Annotated in this window: 15 protein-coding genes and 1 other RNA gene; 8 read left to right on the top strand and 8 right to left on the bottom strand. The window is 63.0% G+C overall.

The window, feature by feature from the left end:
- Positions 1 to 15: 15 nt before the first annotated feature.
- The gene (locus NIM87_RS08975; protein WP_254674317.1) at positions 16 to 1,269 is read left to right on the top strand and encodes a hypothetical protein; all 1,254 of its coding nucleotides are present in this window, start codon (positions 16 to 18) and stop codon (positions 1,267 to 1,269) included.
- 12 nt (positions 1,270 to 1,281) lie between these two features.
- On the opposite strand, the gene NIM87_RS08970 is transcribed toward NIM87_RS08975, so the two are convergent.
- Complete coding sequence (locus tag NIM87_RS08970) at positions 1,282 to 3,105, bottom strand: aminopeptidase P family protein (protein ID WP_269467982.1); 1,824 nt, start codon at positions 3,103 to 3,105, stop codon at positions 1,282 to 1,284.
- Positions 3,106 to 3,227: 122 nt separating this feature from the next.
- On the opposite strand from NIM87_RS08970, the gene NIM87_RS18595 reads away from it, so the two are divergent.
- Both NIM87_RS18595 and NIM87_RS18590 read left to right on the top strand, forming a co-directional pair.
- Positions 3,228 to 3,359, top strand: a complete 132-nt coding sequence (locus tag NIM87_RS18595) for a hypothetical protein (protein WP_269467981.1) — start codon at positions 3,228 to 3,230, stop codon at positions 3,357 to 3,359.
- Between the two features lie 119 nt (positions 3,360 to 3,478).
- Positions 3,479 to 3,610 carry a hypothetical protein gene (locus tag NIM87_RS18590; RefSeq protein WP_268905699.1) on the top strand — a complete coding sequence of 44 codons (132 nt, stop codon included), beginning with the start codon at positions 3,479 to 3,481 and terminating at the stop codon, positions 3,608 to 3,610.
- 265 nt (positions 3,611 to 3,875) lie between these two features.
- Here NIM87_RS18590 and NIM87_RS08965 read toward each other — a convergent pair whose 3' ends face one another.
- The 3 genes from NIM87_RS08965 to NIM87_RS08955 form a co-directional block, all read right to left on the bottom strand.
- Positions 3,876 to 4,745 carry a 50S ribosomal protein L11 methyltransferase gene (locus NIM87_RS08965; protein ID WP_254674315.1) on the bottom strand — a complete coding sequence of 290 codons (870 nt, stop codon included), beginning with the start codon at positions 4,743 to 4,745 and terminating at the stop codon, positions 3,876 to 3,878.
- Positions 4,746 to 4,991: 246 nt separating this feature from the next.
- Entirely contained in the window at positions 4,992 to 5,309 is a 318-nt protein-coding gene (locus NIM87_RS08960) for a heavy metal-binding domain-containing protein (RefSeq protein ID WP_254674314.1), read from the bottom strand.
- A 206-nt stretch (positions 5,310 to 5,515) separates the two neighbouring features.
- On the bottom strand, positions 5,516 to 7,852 hold the full coding sequence (locus NIM87_RS08955) for an ATP-dependent helicase (protein ID WP_254674313.1): 2,337 nt from the start codon (positions 7,850 to 7,852) through the stop codon (positions 5,516 to 5,518).
- Between the two features lie 209 nt (positions 7,853 to 8,061).
- Here NIM87_RS08955 and NIM87_RS08950 point away from each other — a divergent pair, with 209 nt between their 5' ends.
- Together NIM87_RS08950 and NIM87_RS08945 are read left to right on the top strand one after the other, a co-directional pair.
- Positions 8,062 to 10,239: an esterase-like activity of phytase family protein gene (locus NIM87_RS08950; protein ID WP_254674312.1), complete on the top strand. Its 2,178-nt coding sequence runs from the start codon at positions 8,062 to 8,064 to the stop codon at positions 10,237 to 10,239.
- A 171-nt stretch (positions 10,240 to 10,410) separates the two neighbouring features.
- Entirely contained in the window at positions 10,411 to 14,046 is a 3,636-nt protein-coding gene (locus NIM87_RS08945; protein WP_254674311.1) for an AsmA family protein, read from the top strand.
- Positions 14,047 to 14,064: 18 nt separating this feature from the next.
- Here the strand turns inward: NIM87_RS08945 and NIM87_RS08940 are convergent, their stop codons facing one another.
- The 3 genes from NIM87_RS08940 to ssrA form a co-directional block, all read right to left on the bottom strand.
- Positions 14,065 to 14,271 (bottom strand): ribbon-helix-helix domain-containing protein, encoded by a 207-nt coding sequence (locus tag NIM87_RS08940; RefSeq protein ID WP_254674309.1) that lies wholly within the window; start codon positions 14,269 to 14,271, stop codon positions 14,065 to 14,067.
- An 18-nt stretch (positions 14,272 to 14,289) separates the two neighbouring features.
- Positions 14,290 to 14,778 (bottom strand): SspB family protein, encoded by a 489-nt coding sequence (locus NIM87_RS08935; RefSeq protein WP_254674308.1) that lies wholly within the window; start codon positions 14,776 to 14,778, stop codon positions 14,290 to 14,292.
- 213 nt (positions 14,779 to 14,991) lie between these two features.
- Positions 14,992 to 15,349: a transfer-messenger RNA gene (gene ssrA / locus NIM87_RS08930) on the bottom strand.
- 99 nt (positions 15,350 to 15,448) lie between these two features.
- On the opposite strand from ssrA, the gene NIM87_RS08925 reads away from it, so the two are divergent.
- The gene (locus NIM87_RS08925; protein WP_254674307.1) at positions 15,449 to 16,000 is read left to right on the top strand and encodes a hypothetical protein; all 552 of its coding nucleotides are present in this window, start codon (positions 15,449 to 15,451) and stop codon (positions 15,998 to 16,000) included.
- Here the strand turns inward: NIM87_RS08925 and NIM87_RS08920 are convergent.
- Positions 15,997 to 16,278: a YdeI/OmpD-associated family protein gene (locus tag NIM87_RS08920; protein ID WP_254674306.1), complete on the bottom strand. Its 282-nt coding sequence runs from the start codon at positions 16,276 to 16,278 to the stop codon at positions 15,997 to 15,999. The two genes, NIM87_RS08925 and NIM87_RS08920, sit on opposite strands and share 4 nt — an antisense overlap.
- Positions 16,279 to 16,395: 117 nt before the next feature.
- Here NIM87_RS08920 and NIM87_RS08915 point away from each other — a divergent pair, with 117 nt between their 5' ends.
- Complete coding sequence (locus NIM87_RS08915) at positions 16,396 to 17,190, top strand: thymidylate synthase (RefSeq protein ID WP_254674305.1); 795 nt, start codon at positions 16,396 to 16,398, stop codon at positions 17,188 to 17,190.
- 215 nt (positions 17,191 to 17,405) lie between these two features.
- Positions 17,406 to 18,362, top strand: coding sequence for a DUF4424 domain-containing protein (locus tag NIM87_RS08910; RefSeq protein ID WP_254674304.1), 957 nt, complete (start codon positions 17,406 to 17,408; stop codon positions 18,360 to 18,362).
- Positions 18,363 to 18,432 lie beyond the last annotated feature (70 nt).

Below are 18,432 nucleotides of genomic sequence, written 5' to 3'. Positions count from 1 at the left end.
GTCCGGGAGGGGTTTATGCGAGCATTTCTGGGAGCGGCGATCATTTTGGCCCTGGCGCCCGGAGTGGCGCTGGGCAGCGACGCCGGCGAGCAATTGCCCGATATGCTCTATGCCGGAACCGCCACTGCCAACCGGGCGCTGTTCGATGAGAGCTGCGCTCAGCTGCATATGGATGCCTGCCTTGGCCTGGGGCTGATCGATCTGATCGGCGCCGTCGAGGGAGTGTCACAGGCCTTCTATCGGCATGGCGCGATCAGCCCCAATGTTCCAGCGGCCGCGCGATTGCTGGGGGTCGATGCCGGTGTGGCCGCCGGTCCCGCCAATCCGGCGCCCGAACCGCTGAGCTATGAGCAGATGCGCAGCATTCTCGCAGATTTTGTCATCGGGCTAGACCGCGCCCACGACAGTTTTGAAATGGCCGGGTCTGCCGGCAGTTTTGTCGTCCCCATCGACCCCTTGCGCGTTCGGCTCGATATTGATGGCGATGGCGAAGTGGGCGCTGGCGAAACCCTGGCCATGCTGCTTGGCGACGTCGCCGCGCTACCGCAGGGCAAGACCAAGGGCAACAAGACCACTGTGCCCGACGCAACCATCGGGTTCGACACGGCCGATGCCATCTGGCTGGCCGGCTATAGCCAGGTCGCGGCGGTGCCGGTTGACCTATTGCTGGCCCATGACTTTTCCGCGCTGTTTGCGGCCATCGGCCACCGGATTTTCCCCGAGGCCGGCCTGCCCATGCAGGATTATTCGCGCGGCGGCACGCTGATGATGGACCCGGAGACCGATACCTTCATTGCCGACCTCATCGCCGCCATCCACACATCCGACTTTCCGGTCGTTGATACGGAACGGTTCAAGGGCGTGTTGGCGCGGCTCAAGGCCGTCACGGCGCTGTCGCGGCGGAATTGGGACGCGATCCTTGCTGAAACCGACGACAATCGTGAACTGGTGCCCTCGCCGCGCCAGACCTCGCTGGTGCCCGACCGCACTGTGACCGAGGATCATGTCGCGGCCTGGATGGCAACGCTCGATACGCTGGACAAAATCCTGGTTGGCGAGCTGCTGATCCCGCATTGGCGGTTCCGCGAGGGCTTTGACCTCGCGCTTTATTTTGAAACGGCCACCGAGACCGACCTGGTCATGCTGTTCGCAGGGCAGGGGGCGCTGCCCTTCCTGCGCGACGGCCCGGTGGCCGACGCGCAAAGCTTTGCCGAAGGCAACCGGGTCTTTGGCGATCAATGGCCCGATTTCGCGCTGTGGTTCAACTGAGAGGTCCCAGCGCTAGATTGCGGCGGTTGCCTGCTTCAGCCAGTCCTTGACCATGCCCGAGACCAACGTCCCGATTTCGGCCCACACCCGCGCGTGGAAACTGTTGAGCCAGGTCCGTTCGGTCTCGGACAGCAGTGACTGATCGATCAGCCGCGTGTCGATGGGGGCCAGGGTGATGGTTTCGAATTCGAGATAGCCGGGAAATTCCGCGGCTTCCTGCACCACGATCAGGTTTTCGATGCGGATGCCATATTCACCCGCCTTGTAATAGCCGGGCTCGTTGGACAGAACATTGCCCGGCTCGAATGGGGTGGCATAGCGCGACGAAATGCCAATCGGGCCCTCATGAACACCCAGGAACGCGCCGACACCATGGCCGGTGCCGTGGTTATAGGTGACCCCGTCCTGCCAGAGATATTGCCGCGCCAGCACATCGATCTGGGCGCCGGACGTGCCGCGGGGGAAGCGGGCCATGGAAATGGCGATCATGCCCTTGAGCACCCGCGTATAGCGATCCTTCTGCTCAGGCGTCGCCGCGCCGGTGAACAGGGTGCGGGTGATGTCGGTGGTGCCAGACAGATATTGCGCGCCTGAATCCACCAGCATGATTTCGCCCGCGGCCAGCTTGCGGTCGGTCTTGGTGGTCACGCGATAGTGGACAATGGCGCCGTTCGGCCCTGCGCCTGAAATAGTGTCGAAACTGGCGTCGACGCAGGTTTCCTCCTCGCGGCGGAAGGCTTCGAGCGCGGTGACGATACCGATTTCGGTCAGTTCGCCCTTGGGGGCTTCGGTGTCGAACCAGCTGAGGAACTTTGCCAGTGCCACGCCATCGAGCCGGTGTGCCTCGCGCATGCCCGCCAGCTCGGCCGCGTTCTTGATCGATTTCGGCCCCAGCACCGGATCGCGCTTTTCGAGCAGGCGTGCGCCCGCATGGCGCAACGTATCGGCCACCGCGGCAGGCGCCGATTGCGGATCAACGATCACGGTAGCCTTGCCCGATCCCAACTGTTCAAGCGCACCGCTCAACGTGCTGGCTTCGGCAATCTGCGCGATGCCGTCGAGCGCCTTGGTCAACTCCGGCGTGATCTTTGCGGCATCGAGATAAAGCGTCGGTCGTCCCGCTTGGGGAACGATGGCGAAACCGAGCACAAACGGCGTGTTGGGCACGTCCCGGCCGCGCATGTTGAACAGCCAGCAGATGCTTTCGGGCAGGGTCAGCACAACCGCGTCGGCCTTGTCGGCTGCCAGCGTCTCGCGCAGGTCGGCGATCTTGTCGGTCGCGGTCTTGCCGGCGCGGTTGTGGCCGAGAAATTCAATGGGGCTGACCGGCGCCGCCGGACGATCATCCCAGATGGCGTCGACCAGATTGGCGTGCGGCACGACTTCGGCGTAGCCCGCCAACTTGTCGGTGACATCGCGCACTTCGCCGGGCGTATGCAGCCAGGGATCATAGGCCAGCTTGCCGCCCTCGGGCACGTAGAGCCGGATATCGGGGCTGACGCCGCCCTGTGTCACCTCATGCACGCTCACCATTTTGGTATCGGTCTGGGCCGGAGCCTGAAGGGTATAGCGGCTGTCAATGAACAGACCTGCGCCCTGCGGACCCACCACGGCCATGCCCGCCGAGCCGGTGAACCCGGTGATATAGGCCAGCCGCGCTTCGCTGGCCGGCACCGACTCGCCGCGGTGGGCGTCGGCGCGGGGGATCAGCACCGCATCGATGCCCGACTTTTGCATGGCTGCCCTCAACGAGACAAGGCGAGCTGCGACCTGGGAAGGGTCGGATTTCTCGGTAAAGTTCTGAAATGCAATAGTTTTTGAGGTGTTCTGGGTCATCTTTGGTCCTGGCCGCGTCCGGCTGCGCGATGCGCTCCGGGCATGGCTGTCTTGTTGTCTTGTCTCTGGTTTTGCGGCGGGCAAAGCCTATCTTGAAGGCAAGAAAACAGGAGACCTACAAAATGAGCAAGCAGAACAATCTCTTCCAGCGCGCCGTCAATGCCATCGTCGAAGGCCGCACCCGCCAGGCTGAACGTTTCGTCGCTCGTTTCGAGCGCGACCACGATCTGGGCCGCAAGGTAAACGACCGTTAATCCTGCCTTGCAGGAACGGCATGGCTGACTTGCCGGCAGGGCCCTTACAATGGTCCAGCGAACAGCCTAAATGGACGATGTCGGGCGGCAACAGATCGTCCGTCGCATGGAGTTAGAAAATGACTGAGAGCAAGAACGGTTTCCGCAGCGCATTGGGTGGTCTTATCGACGCTCGTGGTCGCGAAGCCTCCCGCCAGGTCAGCTATCGCATGCAGCATCAGCTGATCGGCGCCGTGACCAAGCGCCCCTGAGGCCGCTGCAACACCGCTGACGATCCTGCCGATCCCCGAAGCCCGCTTCGGGGATTTTGTTTTTTGTAGAGCATTTGGGGGCCAGGCTGCCTAACCACCCACCGCGCCGTCCTCTGGCCTGACCCCAGGGCGGCTCCGCGGCTGTGTAGAGCAGGAGCGCCCCTTATTCCTCTCCCCGTCGGGGAGAGGTGGCGCGGCGAAGCCGAGTCGGTGAGGGGGATTCTCCACCACGCTGAGAGCGCGGCACCATCCCCCATCCGGCGCCTCAGTTCTTCTCCAGCACCAGCGTCGTCCACTCCTTGCGCTTCAGATGGTCCTGCAGCGCAAAGCCGGCGGCCTCATAGGCTGCGATGACGCCATCGGCCTGGGTATTGAGAATGCCCGAAAGAACGGCCGTACCGCCGGCCTGTGTAATGGAGCCGATCCCTGGCGCCAGTTCGGTCAGCGGACCGGCAAGAATATTGGCGACCACCAGATCATAGGGCGCGCGCGCGGTGATTTCGGGATGGTCGAGGCCGGTGGCTTCTACGGCGTCGATCTGGTCCCCAACGCCATTTTCAATCGCGTTCTCGACGGTGGTGGTCACGGCAATCGGGTCGATGTCGGTGGCAAGGATCACCGCTTCGAGCCGCTTGGCCAGTGCAATGGCCAGCACGCCGGTGCCGGTGCCGATATCGATCATGCGGGCGGGCGTGCGCTGTTCCAGCAAGGCCTCTATGGCCTCAAGGCACCCGGTGGTGGTCTGGTGGTGGCCGGTGCCAAAGGCCTGGGCGGCGTCGATCTTCATCGGCGTCAGTCCCTCGGGAATGGGCCCGGTTTCGTGGCTGCCATAGACGTAAAATCCCCCGGCAATTACCGGCGCGAGCCCTTCGAGAGACTTGGCCACCCAATTGACCTCAGGGTCGATGGGCGCCACCGAGAATTCGACTTCGCCGCCCAGCACTTGCCGCGCCAGTTCGGCAAAGGCCGCGACGTCCGGGGGGCTGTCGCAGGTGGCCTCAAAGATCCACTCCCCGGTGTCTTCATTCTCATGGGCCGAGGCCGTCAGCGCCAGCTCGTCGCGCTCAGATACCGCATCCACCAGCGCATAGGCCTGGTCCTTGGTGAGCGAAACGGACAGTTGGTCAACGGACATGATGGGCCTCGGGAATTGGGGTGCTCTCCCTTGGGGGAGGAGTGGGGCCAAGTCAAGGATGGCAGAGCTTTGTGGCCATGGCACCCCGCCCTCAGTCCTCCCTCAAGTCTCTCCGCCGGAGAGATTTGCCCTTCGGGACGGATCGAAGCCCATCAAGGGCAGGGAGGCGCGAGACTGCGACGTTGGTGTTCATCGTCTCCCTCCCCCTTGTGGGGAGGGACCAAGGGTGGGGGTCTACTGAAGACCCTACAGCTTCACCGCTGTGCCCGAAATCGACACCATCAACATTGATCCACCCTGGCCGACCACTTCATAGTCGAGATCGACACCGACGACGGCATCGGCGCCCATGCGCTCGGCCTCGTAGCGCAATTCATCATAGGCCTGCCGCCGTGCGTCGCGCAGCGCGCCCTCATAGGCACCGGCCCGTCCGCCAACGATATCGCGGATACCGGCAAACAGGTCCTTTAAGATATTGGCGCCGACAATCACCTCGCCGGTAACAATGCCCAGATACTCTCGAACCGGGCGGCCTTCGAGAGTGGGGGTGGTCGAGATGATCATGATGTCCTCCTGATAATGGGAGGATGTGGTGCTTTCTATCTTGCGCGCAAGAGGATGCCCGACCGCCCTTGAAAGGCTCGGTCTCTCTATGACCCACCGCGCCGCCCTCGGGCCTGACCCGAGGGCCACTGGCCACATCGGGCGCGCTGTCATTGGTCCCCGGATCAAGCCCGAGGACGGCACCGAGATTGGGTGAGCACACCGCCTCACCCCTTCTTGATAAAGCTCTCCAGCACCTTCTTGGTGCCCGCCTTCTCGAAATCGATAGTCAGCTTGTTGCCTTCGATCTGGATGACTTCGCCATAGCCGAACTTGAGATGGAACACGCGCTCGCCCAAAGCGTAGCCGCTCGATTGGCCACCGAGGTCGACTGAGCGGGCGACAAGGTCGCCGTCGATGGTCAGCGGACCGCCGCCCTTGCGGTTGGACTGGTTGGCGCGGGCGCGCTGCCAGCCGGGTGTTTCATAGACGCTTTCAAACGGGTCGGCCTTGTTGAACCGGCTGGTCGCCCCGCCGCCATAGCCATAGCCGCCATAGGCCGAGCCGCGGTCGGTGACTTCAACCGCGTCGGGCGGCAGTTCGTCGATGAAGCGTGAGGGTATGGCCGACTGCCAGAGGCCGTGGATACGCCGGTTCTGCGCCGCCGAAATGCGCACGCGCTTGCGGCCACGGGTGATGCCGACATAGGCGAGGCGCCGTTCCTCTTCGAGGCCGGCGCGGCCGGTTTCGTCCATCGAGCGTTGGCTGGGGAAGGTGCCATCCTCCCAGCCGGGAAGGAAAACCGTGTTATATTCCAGTCCCTTGGCCGAATGCAGGGTCATGATGGTGACGGCGTCGCTGGCATCGGCGCTGTCGCGGTCCATCACCAGCGAAATGTGCTCCAGGAAGCCCCCAAGCGTCTCGAACTCCTCCATGGAGCGGCTGAGTTCCTTGAGGTTTTCCTTGCGACCTTCGGATTCCACCGATTTGTCGGCGGCCAGCATGTCCATATAGCCGCTTTCTTCAAGCATGTGTTCGACCAGCTGGTAGGGCGGAAGGCTCTCGCTGCGCCAGGCCCAATCGTCGAACTGGGCGACCAGCGAGCGTAGCGTCGTGCGCTGCTTGGGCTTGAGGTCTTCGGTTTCCACCATCATGCGCACGGCCTGCAGCAGTGGCACCCGCTGGTGGCGCGCCGTTTCCATCAGCATCTTGACCGTGCTGTCGCCCAGGCCCCGCTTGGGCACATTGATGATGCGCTCAAACGCCAGGTCGTCGGCCGGCTGGGCGACCAGCCGCAGATAGGCCAGGGCGTCGCGGATTTCCTTGCGCTCATAAAACCGCGGGCCGCCGACGACGCGATAATTGACCCCCAGCGTGATGAAACGCTCTTCGAATTCGCGCATCTGGAACGAGGCGCGCACCAGGATGGCCATCGAGTTCAGCGCCTCGCCCTGGCGCTGGTATTGCTCGATTTCCTCGCCCACGGTGCGGGCTTCTTCCTCGCTGTCATAGACCTGCGTGAACGAGATCGGCTCGCCCGCCTCGGCAATGTCGGTGAACAGCGTCTTGCCCAGCCGTCCCTCGTTATTGGCAATGATGGTCGAGGCGGCCTTGAGGATATTGGCGGTCGAGCGGTAATTGCGCTCGAGTTTGATCACCTTGGCGCCGGGGAAGTCGGTCTCGAAGCGCAGGATATTGTCCACCTCGGCGCCGCGCCAGCCATAGATCGACTGGTCGTCGTCGCCCACCACGCAGATATTGGCTTCCGAGGCGGGTTTGCCCTGCGCCAGCAGCCGCAGCCACAGATATTGGGCGGTGTTGCTGTCCTGGTATTCGTCCACCAGCATATATTTGAACTTGGCGTGATACTCGGCCAGCACCTCCGGGTTTTCACGGAACAGGCGGATGCATTCGAGCAGCAGGTCGCCGAAGTCGGCGGCGTTGAGCGTTTTCAGCCGGGCCTGATAATCGTGATAGAGTTTGCCGCCCTTGCCATTGGCATAATAGCCGCTGTCGGAGGCGGGTACGTCCTTGGGCAGCAGCCCGCGGTTTTTCCAGGCGTCGAGCATCCCCGCAAACTGACGCGCCGGCCAGCGCTTCTCGTCGATATTCTCGGCGGCCAGCAATTGCTTGATCAGCCGGATCTGGTCGTCGGTATCGAGAATGGTGAAGGTGGACTTCAAGTCCACCAGTTCGGCATGACGGCGCAGGATGCGGGCAGAGATAGAGTGGAACGTCCCCAGCCAGGGCATGCCCTCCACCGAGGCGCCGACGAACCGGGCGATGCGGTCCTTCATCTCGCGGGCGGCCTTGTTGGTGAACGTCACCGACAGGATTTCCGAGGGCCAGGCGCGCTTGGTCGTCAGGATATGCGCAATCCGTGTTGTCAGCACCCGCGTCTTGCCGGTGCCCGCACCGGCCAGTACCAGCAAGGGGCCGTCAATTGTCAGCACGGCGTCGCGCTGCTCGGGGTTCAGTCCGTTCAGATAATCCGGCTCGCGCCGGCCCAGCTGGCTGGTAATCGGCCCGGCTTGGGGGCGGGGCAGGGGGGCATTGTCGGCCATGCGCGCTTCTTGTTCCAAGGTCCGCGCAACCGGGGCAGCTGCACGGCCGAGCCTTGACGAATCTTATTTTGTTCTCTTTGGGCAATATAGGGATTGCGGCGGCGCCTGTATAGAAGTCCGGCTTGTCACGCCATTGTCATGGCGCTGTCATCGATCTGTTTTCCCCCAGGCCTAAGCGGTGCCTCGCATCATTCTGGGGGACCCAAATCATGACTGCTCACAAGCGTCTTGCCGTGCTCAGCGCGGCCCTGCTCCTGTCCACGGCCGGCGTTCAAGCCGCTCCCTATTTCAACCGCATTGCCAATTTCCCGGTCGCGCTCAACACGCCCGACGCCGAGGAAACCTCTGCGGAAATCATCACCGTCTCGGAAGACGGCATGACCCTGATCTATTCCGACAGCCCGGCCGGCGGCATCGGCTTTGTCGACATCACCGACCCCACACTGCCCAAGGCCAAGGGCTTCCTGGCGCTCGAAGGCGAGCCGACAACCGTTGTGGTGGATGGCGGCAAGGTGTTTGCCGGCGTCAACACCTCGGAAAGCTTCACGGCGCCCTCGGGCAATCTTTCCATGATTGATCTTGCGAGCCAGGCCGTGGAAGCCTCCTGCGATCTCGGCGGCCAGCCGGATTCGGTGGCCCGCAGTGCCGACGGCGCGCTGATCGCCGTGGCCATCGAGAATGAGCGCGACGAAGACCTCAATGACGGCGAAATTCCGCAGATGCCGGCTGGCGCTCTGGCGCTGCTGAATGTCACCGACGGCGTGGTCGATTGCGACAGCCTCAAGCTGGTCGATCTGACCGGGCTTGCCGAAATCGCCGGTGACGATCCAGAGCCGGAATATGTCTCGATCAACAGCCAGCACGAGGTCGTGGTTTCCCTCCAGGAAAACAACCATTTCGTCATCGTGGACGGTGAGAAGGGCGAAGTGACCGCGCATTTCTCCGCTGGTTCGGTCGATCTCGAAGGCATCGATACCGAGGACAATGGTTCGCTCGATTTTACCGGCTCGCAGTCCGAGCGCCTGCGCGAACCCGATGCGGTCAAGTGGATCGATGACGAGCGTTTCGTCGTTGCCAATGAAGGCGATTACAACGGCGGTTCGCGCAGCTTCTCGATCTTCAGCAAGTCGGGCGAAATGCTTTACGACAGCGGCGCCGCGCTCGATCATCTGGCCGCACAGTTCGGCCACTATCCCGACAAGCGCTCCGATGCCAAGGGCGTCGAGCCCGAAGGCGTCGATGTCGCCACCTTCGGTGAGGACACCTATCTGCTGATCGGCCTCGAGCGCGCTTCGCTCGTTGCGGTCTATAAGGACACCGGCGCGGAGGCGGAATTTGTCCAGGCGCTGCCCTCGGGCATTGGCCCCGAGGGTGCCGTGGCGATCCCGTCGCGCAATCTCCTGGTCACCGCCAACGAGACCGATCTGGGCGCCGATGGCGCTGCCCGGTCCCATGTATCGATTTTCGAGCTGGCCGATGCCGAGGCTCCGGCCTACCCGCATATCATCTCCGATCTCGATGCCGATGGCCGTCCGTTGGGCTGGGTTGCCCTGTCGGGTCTGGCCGCCGATGCCGACAAACCCGGCATGCTCTATGGGGTGTCCGACAGCTTCCTGGGCAACCAGCCTTCCATCTACACCATCGATGCCACCGCCCAGCCGGCGCGCATCACGACCAAGACCATCGTGACCCGCAATGGCGACCCGGCCCAGAAGCTCGACCTCGAGGGCATTGCGCTTGATGGCGAAGGTGGGTTCTGGCTGGCCTCGGAAGGCCGCACCGACCGCCTGATCCCGCATGCGCTCTATCGCGTGAAGGCCGACGGCAAGATCGCCAAGGAAGTGCCGTTCCCGGCCGAATTGCTCGCCGAGGAAATCCGCTTTGGTGCCGAAGGCATCACCATGGTCGGGGAAGGCGAGGACGCCACGCTCTGGATCGCCATGCAGCGCGAGTGGCAGAACGACGCCAAGGGCATGGTCAAGCTCGTGTCCTACAAGCCTGCCACGGGCGAATGGGGTGCGGTGAACTACCCGCTCGAAGCCCCGGCAGAAGGCGCCTGGGTTGGCCTCTCCGAAATCACCGCTCATGGCGACCTGGTCTATATCGTCGAGCGCGACAATCAGATCGGCGAAAAGGCCCAGCTCAAGGCCCTTTACAGCGTGCCGGTCTCCGAGTTGGTCCCCGGCGCGCTGGGCGGCGAATTGCCCACCGTCACCAAGACCCTGGTGCGCGATTTCATCCCGGACCTTACTGCCACCGGCGGCTATGTGCTGGACAAGGTCGAAGGCTTCGCCATCGATGCGGCCGGCACCGGCTTCGCGGTCACCGACAATGACGGCGTCGACGATTCATCGGGCGAGACCATGTTCTGGTCGTTCAACCTCTAAAGGTCACCTCCCTTGACCTCGACGGGCGGCCGGGCAATAGCCCGGCCGCTTGCTTTTACCGGGTGGGGTGACGCGCCCCTGTCCCCCACTCAATTCCGCCTCATCGGCCTTGCGCCTGCTGGCCAAGTGCCTACACTCGCGTCCGTTTCCAGCCGGGGCAGATCAGGCACAGTGCTCAATCGCATCTATATCGTGGTCGGCATTTTCGCCATTGTGGTGCTGGCCGGCGCCTTCATTGCGCCGCGCTTCATCCAGTGGGGCGATTATCGCGACCGCATGGAGGTGCTGGCGAGCGGGGTGCTGGGCGCCGATGTGACGATTCGCGGCGATATCTCGTTTTCGCTGCTGCCCAGCCCGCGTCTCGCCTTTGCTGATGTCGTGGTGGGCGATGCCGAAGCGCCGGCGGCGACCGTTGGTGCGGTCGAAGCCGAATTCGTCCTCATGGATTTCCTGCGCGATATCTACAATGTCACGGCCCTCAGCCTCGAAGCGCCGGTGGTCCATCTCACCGTGGACGAGAACGGCCTGTTCGGCAGCGGCGTCGACCTGAGCGGCGCTGGCAGCGGCGTGGCGCTTGGGCATGCGCGCATCTCCAATGGCAGCATTCGTCTGGAAGATCTGCGTTCGGCCGAGACCTTCACGCTTGAGCGCATCGATGGCGACCTGCAACTGGCCAGCTTTGTGGGGCCGTTCCAGTTTCAGGGCCGAGCCGATTATGGCGATGCGCACTACGACCTGCGGGTCAATTCAGGCAGTGCCGACAGCGACGGGGCGGCGCGCATTTCGAGCTTTGTGCGCGAGGCGCTTGGCGCCTTTTCCCTGACCGTGGAAGGTGTTCTCACTGCGGGCGCCGCGCCGAAATTCGAGGGCGACCTGACCTATCGGCAGGCGCCGCCCATGGCCGAACAAGCCGATGACATTCGCGGCGACCTGGTGCTGGAAAGCGCCATGACGGTTTCCACCGACCGCGTTGTGCTCAGCGGTTATACCCTCCACCCCGATGAAAACCGGGCCGGCATGCGTCTCACGGGCGCTGCCAGCATTCAGCTGGGCACGCGGCGCAGTTTCGATGCGGTGATTTCGGGCGGCGTCTTTTCCCTGCCGCCGCGCGATGCCACCGAGATCGTCAGCGAGTTGCCCTATGAATTCGTGCGTCTGCTGTCCGAAATTCCGGCGCCGCCCCTGCCGCCCATGCCGGGTCGGTTGGGGATCGACCTGGCCGAGGTGGGCCTTCGCGGGTTTGCGCTCCGGGAACTGCGGCTCGACGCAACGACCGACGGCGATATCTGGACGGTCGAACAGGCCGTGGCTCGTCTGCCGGGGGAAACCGAACTCCGGTTTTCCGGTTCGGTCAGCAATGAAGACAACATGGTTGGGTTCAAAGGTGATGTCAGCGTCGTGGCCGCGCGCCTTGAAGCCCTGGCGCAACTCTGGAAGCGACCCAGCGAGGACAATCCGCTGTTCAACATGCCGGGGGGGCTCCAAGGTCGCCTGATGCTGGCGGGCGACGCCTTCGGGCTGAGCAATGGCCGGTTGACGCTGGACGGCGAGGAGCACGGGTTCGAATTGCGTCTTGGCTTTGGTGCCGAACCACGGCTCGATACCGTGCTGCAATTGGGTCAGCTTGGTGCCGGTGAAACCCAGGCCCTTCTGGCGCTGGTGCCCGATGTCGTCGGCAATGGCAATTTTGCCATCAGCTTCCCCGATGGCAGCTTTTCCATCAACGCCGCTACGGTCGATGTGCTGGGGCTGCCTGCCGAAAATCTGGTGGCCGAGGCGCAATGGTCGCCCGCTGCCATACGTTTTTCCCAGCTCTCTGCTGACGATTGGGGGGGCCTTGCGCTCAGCTCAACAGTGCGCCTTTCGGGCGCCTTGGCCGAGCCGCGCATCACCGGCTCCGGCCAGCTGGGCGTGACCTCTGCCGACGCGCCGGGTCTCGCCGCGGCCTATGAGATGGTCGGCATGCCCTTTGGCTGGCAGCAGGCGCTGGAAGGCGCCTGGCCGGGTGACCTGCAATTCCTCCTGGCCGACGCCGAAACGGGGGCGGGTCAGGTGCTGACGCTGGGTGGTGATCTCGGATCGACTGCGCTTGACCTGCGTGCCGAAATGGCCGGAGGTCTCCCCCGATTGGGCCAGGATGAGTTGCGGCTGGTCGTGTCGCTGGAATCCGGCGACAGCGAGGCTGCGCTGGCGCAATTCGGGTTGGAGGCCGTGCCGCTCTTTTCCGGGGAGGGGGCGCTGATCGCCAGCCTTTTTGCCGAAGGTAACGCTGCTGACGGGTTCGATGGCCGGGTTGCTCTTAGTCAGGGCGGACAGTCGATGAGCTATTTTGGTGGCCTGCGGCTGGCCCCATCCGGTGAGATTAGCGGCGAGGGCACCATGGATGTGCTGCTCGACAATGCCAGCGGGCTGGCAGCGCTGGTCGGCGCGCGGGGCGCAAGTTTGCCGGCAATGGAGGCCAGCGCCGGCGTTCGCTTTGAGGGACTACGCAATCTTGCATTGAGCAATATTTCCGGGGTGGCCGGCGACGCCGGGTTCGGCGGCGACATTTCCATGCAGCGCCTGGGGCAATTGCCCAGCTTTTCGGGCGAACTCGCCATCGACAGGCTGGACGCATCCGGGCTGGCCGCCGCTGTCTTCGGAAGCGATGCCTTGATCGGCGCTGGAGACGGCGTGTGGCCGGAAGGTCCGCTGGCCGCAAATGCTGTCGAGCGCCCCTCGCGCGGCGATATCGCCGTCACCACGACGGCCATAACCGCCAATGGCAACCCGCTGCTGGACCAGACCGATTTCACCTATTCGTGGAGCCCGCAATCCGTGGCCATCAAGGCGCTCATCGCCGAGGTGGGGGGCGGCACCTTGGGTCTGTCGCTCGATCAATGCTGTGCCGGGTCTCTGGCTGAACGGAGCGTTTCCGGGCAGGTGACTTTGGCGGGCGTCGATCTCGACGCGCTGGCCCCCGAGGCCGTTGGTCGCGGCCTATCTGGTCGAGTTGACGCCGGGTTGCAATTCGAGGGGACCGGCGCGAGCTTGGCCGATACGCTGCGCAGCCTGACCGGCGAGGGTAATTTCTCCATTGCCGATTTCACCGTCGAAGGTCTGGCGCCTGCGGTTTATCCGGCCATCGCGAGCATCGAGGATGTGCTCAATACCGACGCCGATGCGCTCGAAACCCTGATCGGTCTTGCCTTGTCGCAAGGCGAATTCCTCGCCAGCGAGGCACAGGGAGCGTTCACCATTGCCGGCGGCACCGTGCGCCTGGCCAATTTCATTGTTGAGGGCGTGGGCGGGCGGCTGGCCGGCAATCTCAATGTCATGCTTGAGCGCCTGGGCCTCGACGGCACTTTCGTGCTGACCCCGCGCGATTATGTCGATCCCAGTGGCCTTGTTGAAACTGACAGTGCCCGCATCCTCACCCGGCTGGGCGGTACGATCATCGACCCCGTGGTCACGCTCGACCTCACCGAAATGGTTGCCGCCATCCAGGTGCGAGCCAATGAGCTTGAGGTGGATCGCCTTGAAACCTTGCGGCTCGAAGACGAAGCGCGGCAGCGCGCAGCGGCTCAGGAGCGCAATCGGTTGATCGAGGAACAACGCCGTCGAGCGGCTGCGGAAGAAGCAGCGCGGCTGGCGGCCGAGGAAGAAGCGCGTCGGCTTGAGGAAGAGCGCCTGCTGGAAGAGCAGGGTGATGCGGCTGACCCCGAAGCGCCCGTCGGGCAGCCGCTGGACCTCGGTTTCCAGCCGGGCGTGAACCAGCCCATCGGCAATGGCGTCAATCAGCCGATCCAGCTCATCCCGGAGCAATAGAGCGTTTTCCGGCGCAGATCAGCGCGGATCGCGATACCAGGCCAGCACGGCAAGCCGGACCGCCGATGACAAATTGGTGGTCTGACGATTTTCGTCGATTTCGCGAATGAGGCCGGCAAGGCTGAGCTGACGCGTGTTCGCCATGGCCTCAAGCCCGCGCCAGAACTCGGGCTCAAGCGCGATGGATGTGCGGTGTCCAGCAATGGAGAAAGAGCGCTTTTCCATGCCTTGATCCTGTGCGGATCAGGGCTTCTTGCGGAAGGCGTCGAGGCTGATGACCTTTTCGCCGCTGGCCTCTGCGGGCGCTGCGCCGTCGGCTGCCTCTTCAGTCTGTGCGTCGGCTTCCGCCTCTTCGGCGTCCCGCTCATCGGGGGCGGTGGCCGGATCGAACTGCAGGCCAAACTGCACCGAGGGATCGAAGAACCCCTTGATGGCCGCGAAGGGGATATGCAGCATTTCGGGCTGGCCATTGAAGCTCAGGCCGACCTCGAAGCTGCTTTCGGTGACCTTGAGGTCCCAATACTGGTTTTGCAGCACGATGGTCATTTCCTTGTCGTACTGCTTGAGCAGCTCTTCGCTGATGCGCACGCCGGGCGCACGCGTGGCGAAGGAGATAAAGAAATGGTGCTCGCCGGGCAGGCCGGTCCGTGACACTTCGGCCAACACCTTGCGCACGACGCCGCGCAGGGCTTCCTGGGCGAGAATGTCGTATCGCATGTGGTCTTCGGCCATGGTGCCTGTTCTCCTAGAGCGCTTCCAGCAAAAGTGGCTTCGGTTTTGCGGTTCGGAAACGCGATAAAACAAAGACTTAGATCATTTCGTGGTTTCCGCGAAACAGTGAAGTGATCCAGTCGTGCCGGATAGAATCCCGACGGCCCATATCAGCCCTACGTTCCGAGAGATTTCAAGGACAAAGGCGCGTGGAACGGCTGGCAAAGGGGATTGAGTGCAGGCTTCTGTTGCCAGGTGCCTGCGAACCCCGCCTGTCGCCCGGCTAGGAGCGGAGGACTTAATTCCCAGTGCTAGCACCGCTTACGCGGCGAGAGCGACCGGAGCCTTATGGTTGTCATTTGCAACTATAAGTTTCGGACCGATAACGGTGGTACCTCACCGAGCAAAAGCACACTCTTTACGCCCTCGTCGATCCTGTTTCGTCCCCATTGGCTCTTCCCCGGAGAGGAGGAGATGGTGGAGACGCCGGGTACTGCCCCCGGGTCCGATGGGTTTATTACAATGACCATTTATCGCCATAGCCCTTGCGGGCATTCCCTATATAGGTGACCCGATCGGCGGATGCAAACCGGCTGCGATCAATTTAGGGCAGGACACCTCCCGAGCCTCTTTCCGCTTCGCTCGACCAGCGGGGGGCGATAGGGTTGGCCGCCACACGAGGAGACCGATTATGGCGCTGACGCCGATAAGCGGCAGGGCATGCGATGGCTGCACGGCCTGCTGTTCCTTCCCGCCCATTCGCACGGAGGTGCTGCAAAAGCCGGCGAACACCCTGTGCCCTCATTGCACCATAGGGCAGGGCTGCGGGGTCTATGCGGCCCGCCCGGCGGTCTGCCAGGGCTTTTTCTGCGGCTGGTTCTTCCTGCCTGAACTGGGTCCCGAATGGCATCCCAATCACAGCGGCGTCGTCATCCGCTCCGAATATTTCTCGCAGGATACGATCACCCTCCTGGTCCTCCACCTTACGGCATTCCTCGTGTCCGAGGATTTTGCCGGCATGGTCGGCAGCTGGGTGGAAGCGGGCATTGGCGTCGAGTTCGAGCGGCTTGGCCCGCCGGGCTATCTGCCCGCCAAGATGCGGATGAACGAATTGCTCGAAGAGGCGGTCGCGGCCCGCGACTTGCGTGAAATGCACAAGATCTTCGCCTGGTCGCTGGCCCATATCGATCAGGATCACACCTGGGAGCCGGATGGCGTGGTCCTGCACACGGATCTGGCCTAGCCGTTCCACTTCATCCGCATATAGACCCCGCCCGCTTCAAGCTCCTCCAGCATCTGGGTGAGCCGCTTCTGCTTGGTCTCGTCACGCTTGGCCTTGTTGATCCACATCATGTAGTCGTTGCGCTGGTAGTCGGGCCGCGCGTCATATTTTTCGCGCAGGCCGCGCTCCGCCAGGCTATCCCGCACGAAGTCGGGCATGGGCTGGATGGGCCGGAACAGCTTGTTGGGTATGGGCGAGCCCAGAAGGTTGTGGTCAATATCGGTCTTGGATCGTCCCATCGGCGCCTCCTGCGTACAGCCGGCTGCTTTCTTAGCAGACGCCATTACAAGACGTGTCAGTTGAAAACGGTCAATCCGCGCCGAGCCGCCGACACCGAATCGCGCTAGATTTGGGCCATGCAGCCCTACCTGAAACTTCTCTCCGATATTCTCGAAACCGGCACCGACAAGTCGGATCGCACCGGCACCGGCACGCGTAGCCTGTTCGGTTACCAGATGCGCTTCGATCTCTCGAAGGGCTTCCCGCTGGTGACCACCAAGAAGCTGCATCTCAAATCGATCATCTATGAACTGCTCTGGTTTATCCGCGGCGAGACCAATGTGCGCTGGCTGCAGGAGCGGGGCGTCACCATCTGGGACGAATGGGCCGACGAAAACGGCGATCTTGGTCCCGTCTATGGCTCGCAATGGCGCTCCTGGCCGGCGCCCGATGGCCGCCATATTGACCAGTTGCAGGGCGTGATCGACCAGATCAAGGCCAAGCCCGACAGCCGCCGCCATATCGTTTCGGCCTGGAACCCTGCCGAAGTCGACAATATGGCGCTGCCGCCGTGTCATGCGCTGTTCCAGTTCTATGTCGCCAACGGCAAGCTCAGCTGCCAGCTCTACCAGCGCTCCGCCGACGGCTTCCTCGGCGTGCCGTTCAACATCGCTTCCTATGCGCTGCTGACCCATATGGTGGCGCAGGTCTGCGACCTCGAGGTTGGCGATTTCGTCCACACGCTGGGCGATGCCCATATCTATTCCAACCACTTCGACCAGACCCGCCTGCAACTCTCGCGCGAACCGCGCCCGCTGCCCCGGCTCATCATGAACCCAGACCGCAAGCGGATCGAAGACTTCGTGTTCGAAGATTTCGAGTTCCAGGGCTACGACCCGCATCCCGGTATCAAGGCTCCGATCGCGGTGTAGGGCCCGGTTTCTGTCGGTTTGGATTTACGCTCTCCACAGCCACGGAGCCGCCCTCGGGCGCGACCCGAGGGCCGGTCTTTGCCGGGATGCAATCATGTTTACCCCCTCGCATCCCATCCCTAAAACCAGCTAGAACTAGGCGCGATCCAGAGGGAGTAGGGTCTATGCGTCTATCTGCAATTGCGTGTGGTCTTCTCGCGTTCGCGGCGCCCGCCATGGCCAATGATACATCGGCGGTGCTGACCACAGGTGGGCTGGAGTTCGTCTCCCATGGCGAGATCGCCATGGAGCGCGAGGAGTTGTTCATCTCGAAAGATGAAATCCGCGTCGTCTATAGGTTCCGCAATGACAGCGACACCGACCATGACCTGCTGGTGGCCTTTCCCATGCCGGACATTGTCCCCAATCACTGGTCGCCGGTGGCTTTTCCGATGGGGCCCGCGGACAACCTGTTCGAGTTCGAGACCACCTTCAACGGCGAGCCGATTGCGGCGACGCTGCACGAATATGCCTATGCGGCCGGCGTTGACCGTACCAAGATCTTGCAAAAGCTCGACATTCCCATCGTGCCGATCAGCCAGGAGGCCATCGACGCTGTCGAGGCGCTGGATGATGATACCACCGCTCAACTGCTGCACCTGGGCCTGGCCGTGCCGGACGAATATGACGCCGGGGAGGGCCTGCAAACCCACCATTGGCCAAACTGGACCTATCGGGCGACCTACACCTGGGAGGCGACCTTCCCCGCGCGCGAACGCGTGGTGGTCGAGCATCGCTACAAGCCCAGCGTTGGTGGAACGGTGGGCGTGGCCTTCCTCTCCGAGCCCTATGAGGATTACGATCCGGCCGCCGAATACCGGCGCAAATATTGCACCGACGACGCCTTCGTTGCCGCCGTGCGCAAGACTCTGCCGAATCCAGATGAACCCTGGGGCGCGCCGTTCACCGAAAGCTGGATTTCCTACATCCTGAGCACCGGCGGCAATTGGGCGGGCGGCGGTATCGAAAATTTCCGGCTGGTGATCGACAAGGGCAGCACCGAGAATCTGGTCTCATTCTGCGGCGAGGGCGTCACCAAGATCGGCCCGACCACCTTCGAAATGGTCAAGCAGGACTTCTGGCCGCAGGACGAGCTGGAAATCCTCATTCTCGAGCGCTACGCGCTGGAGTGAAGGGTGAGGGGTTGGACTGATGTCCTCCCACCCACCGTTCCGCCCTCGGGCTTGACCCGAGGGCCGGTAT

Source organism: Devosia ureilytica (assembly GCF_024273195.1).
In the GTDB taxonomy this organism is placed as follows: Bacteria; Pseudomonadota; Alphaproteobacteria; order Rhizobiales; family Devosiaceae; genus Devosia; species Devosia ureilytica.
This window is presented reverse-complemented; position numbering and strand designations above follow the sequence as displayed.

Coding starts and splice junctions, on each gene's coding strand:
- NIM87_RS08975 (WP_254674317.1), top strand. CDS start 16: ATGCGAGCATTTCTGGGAGCGGCGATCATTTTGGCCCTGGCGCCCGGA.
- NIM87_RS08970 (WP_269467982.1), bottom strand. CDS start 3,105: ATGACCCAGAACACCTCAAAAACTATTGCATTTCAGAACTTTACCGAG.
- NIM87_RS18595 (WP_269467981.1), top strand. CDS start 3,228: ATGAGCAAGCAGAACAATCTCTTCCAGCGCGCCGTCAATGCCATCGTC.
- NIM87_RS18590 (WP_268905699.1), top strand. CDS start 3,479: ATGACTGAGAGCAAGAACGGTTTCCGCAGCGCATTGGGTGGTCTTATC.
- NIM87_RS08965 (WP_254674315.1), bottom strand. CDS start 4,745: ATGTCCGTTGACCAACTGTCCGTTTCGCTCACCAAGGACCAGGCCTAT.
- NIM87_RS08960 (WP_254674314.1), bottom strand. CDS start 5,309: ATGATCATCTCGACCACCCCCACTCTCGAAGGCCGCCCGGTTCGAGAG.
- NIM87_RS08955 (WP_254674313.1), bottom strand. CDS start 7,852: ATGGCCGACAATGCCCCCCTGCCCCGCCCCCAAGCCGGGCCGATTACC.
- NIM87_RS08950 (WP_254674312.1), top strand. CDS start 8,062: ATGACTGCTCACAAGCGTCTTGCCGTGCTCAGCGCGGCCCTGCTCCTG.
- NIM87_RS08940 (WP_254674309.1), bottom strand. CDS start 14,271: ATGGAAAAGCGCTCTTTCTCCATTGCTGGACACCGCACATCCATCGCG.
- NIM87_RS08935 (WP_254674308.1), bottom strand. CDS start 14,778: ATGGCCGAAGACCACATGCGATACGACATTCTCGCCCAGGAAGCCCTG.
- NIM87_RS08925 (WP_254674307.1), top strand. CDS start 15,449: ATGGCGCTGACGCCGATAAGCGGCAGGGCATGCGATGGCTGCACGGCC.
- NIM87_RS08920 (WP_254674306.1), bottom strand. CDS start 16,278: ATGGGACGATCCAAGACCGATATTGACCACAACCTTCTGGGCTCGCCC.
- NIM87_RS08915 (WP_254674305.1), top strand. CDS start 16,396: ATGCAGCCCTACCTGAAACTTCTCTCCGATATTCTCGAAACCGGCACC.
- NIM87_RS08910 (WP_254674304.1), top strand. CDS start 17,406: ATGGCCAATGATACATCGGCGGTGCTGACCACAGGTGGGCTGGAGTTC.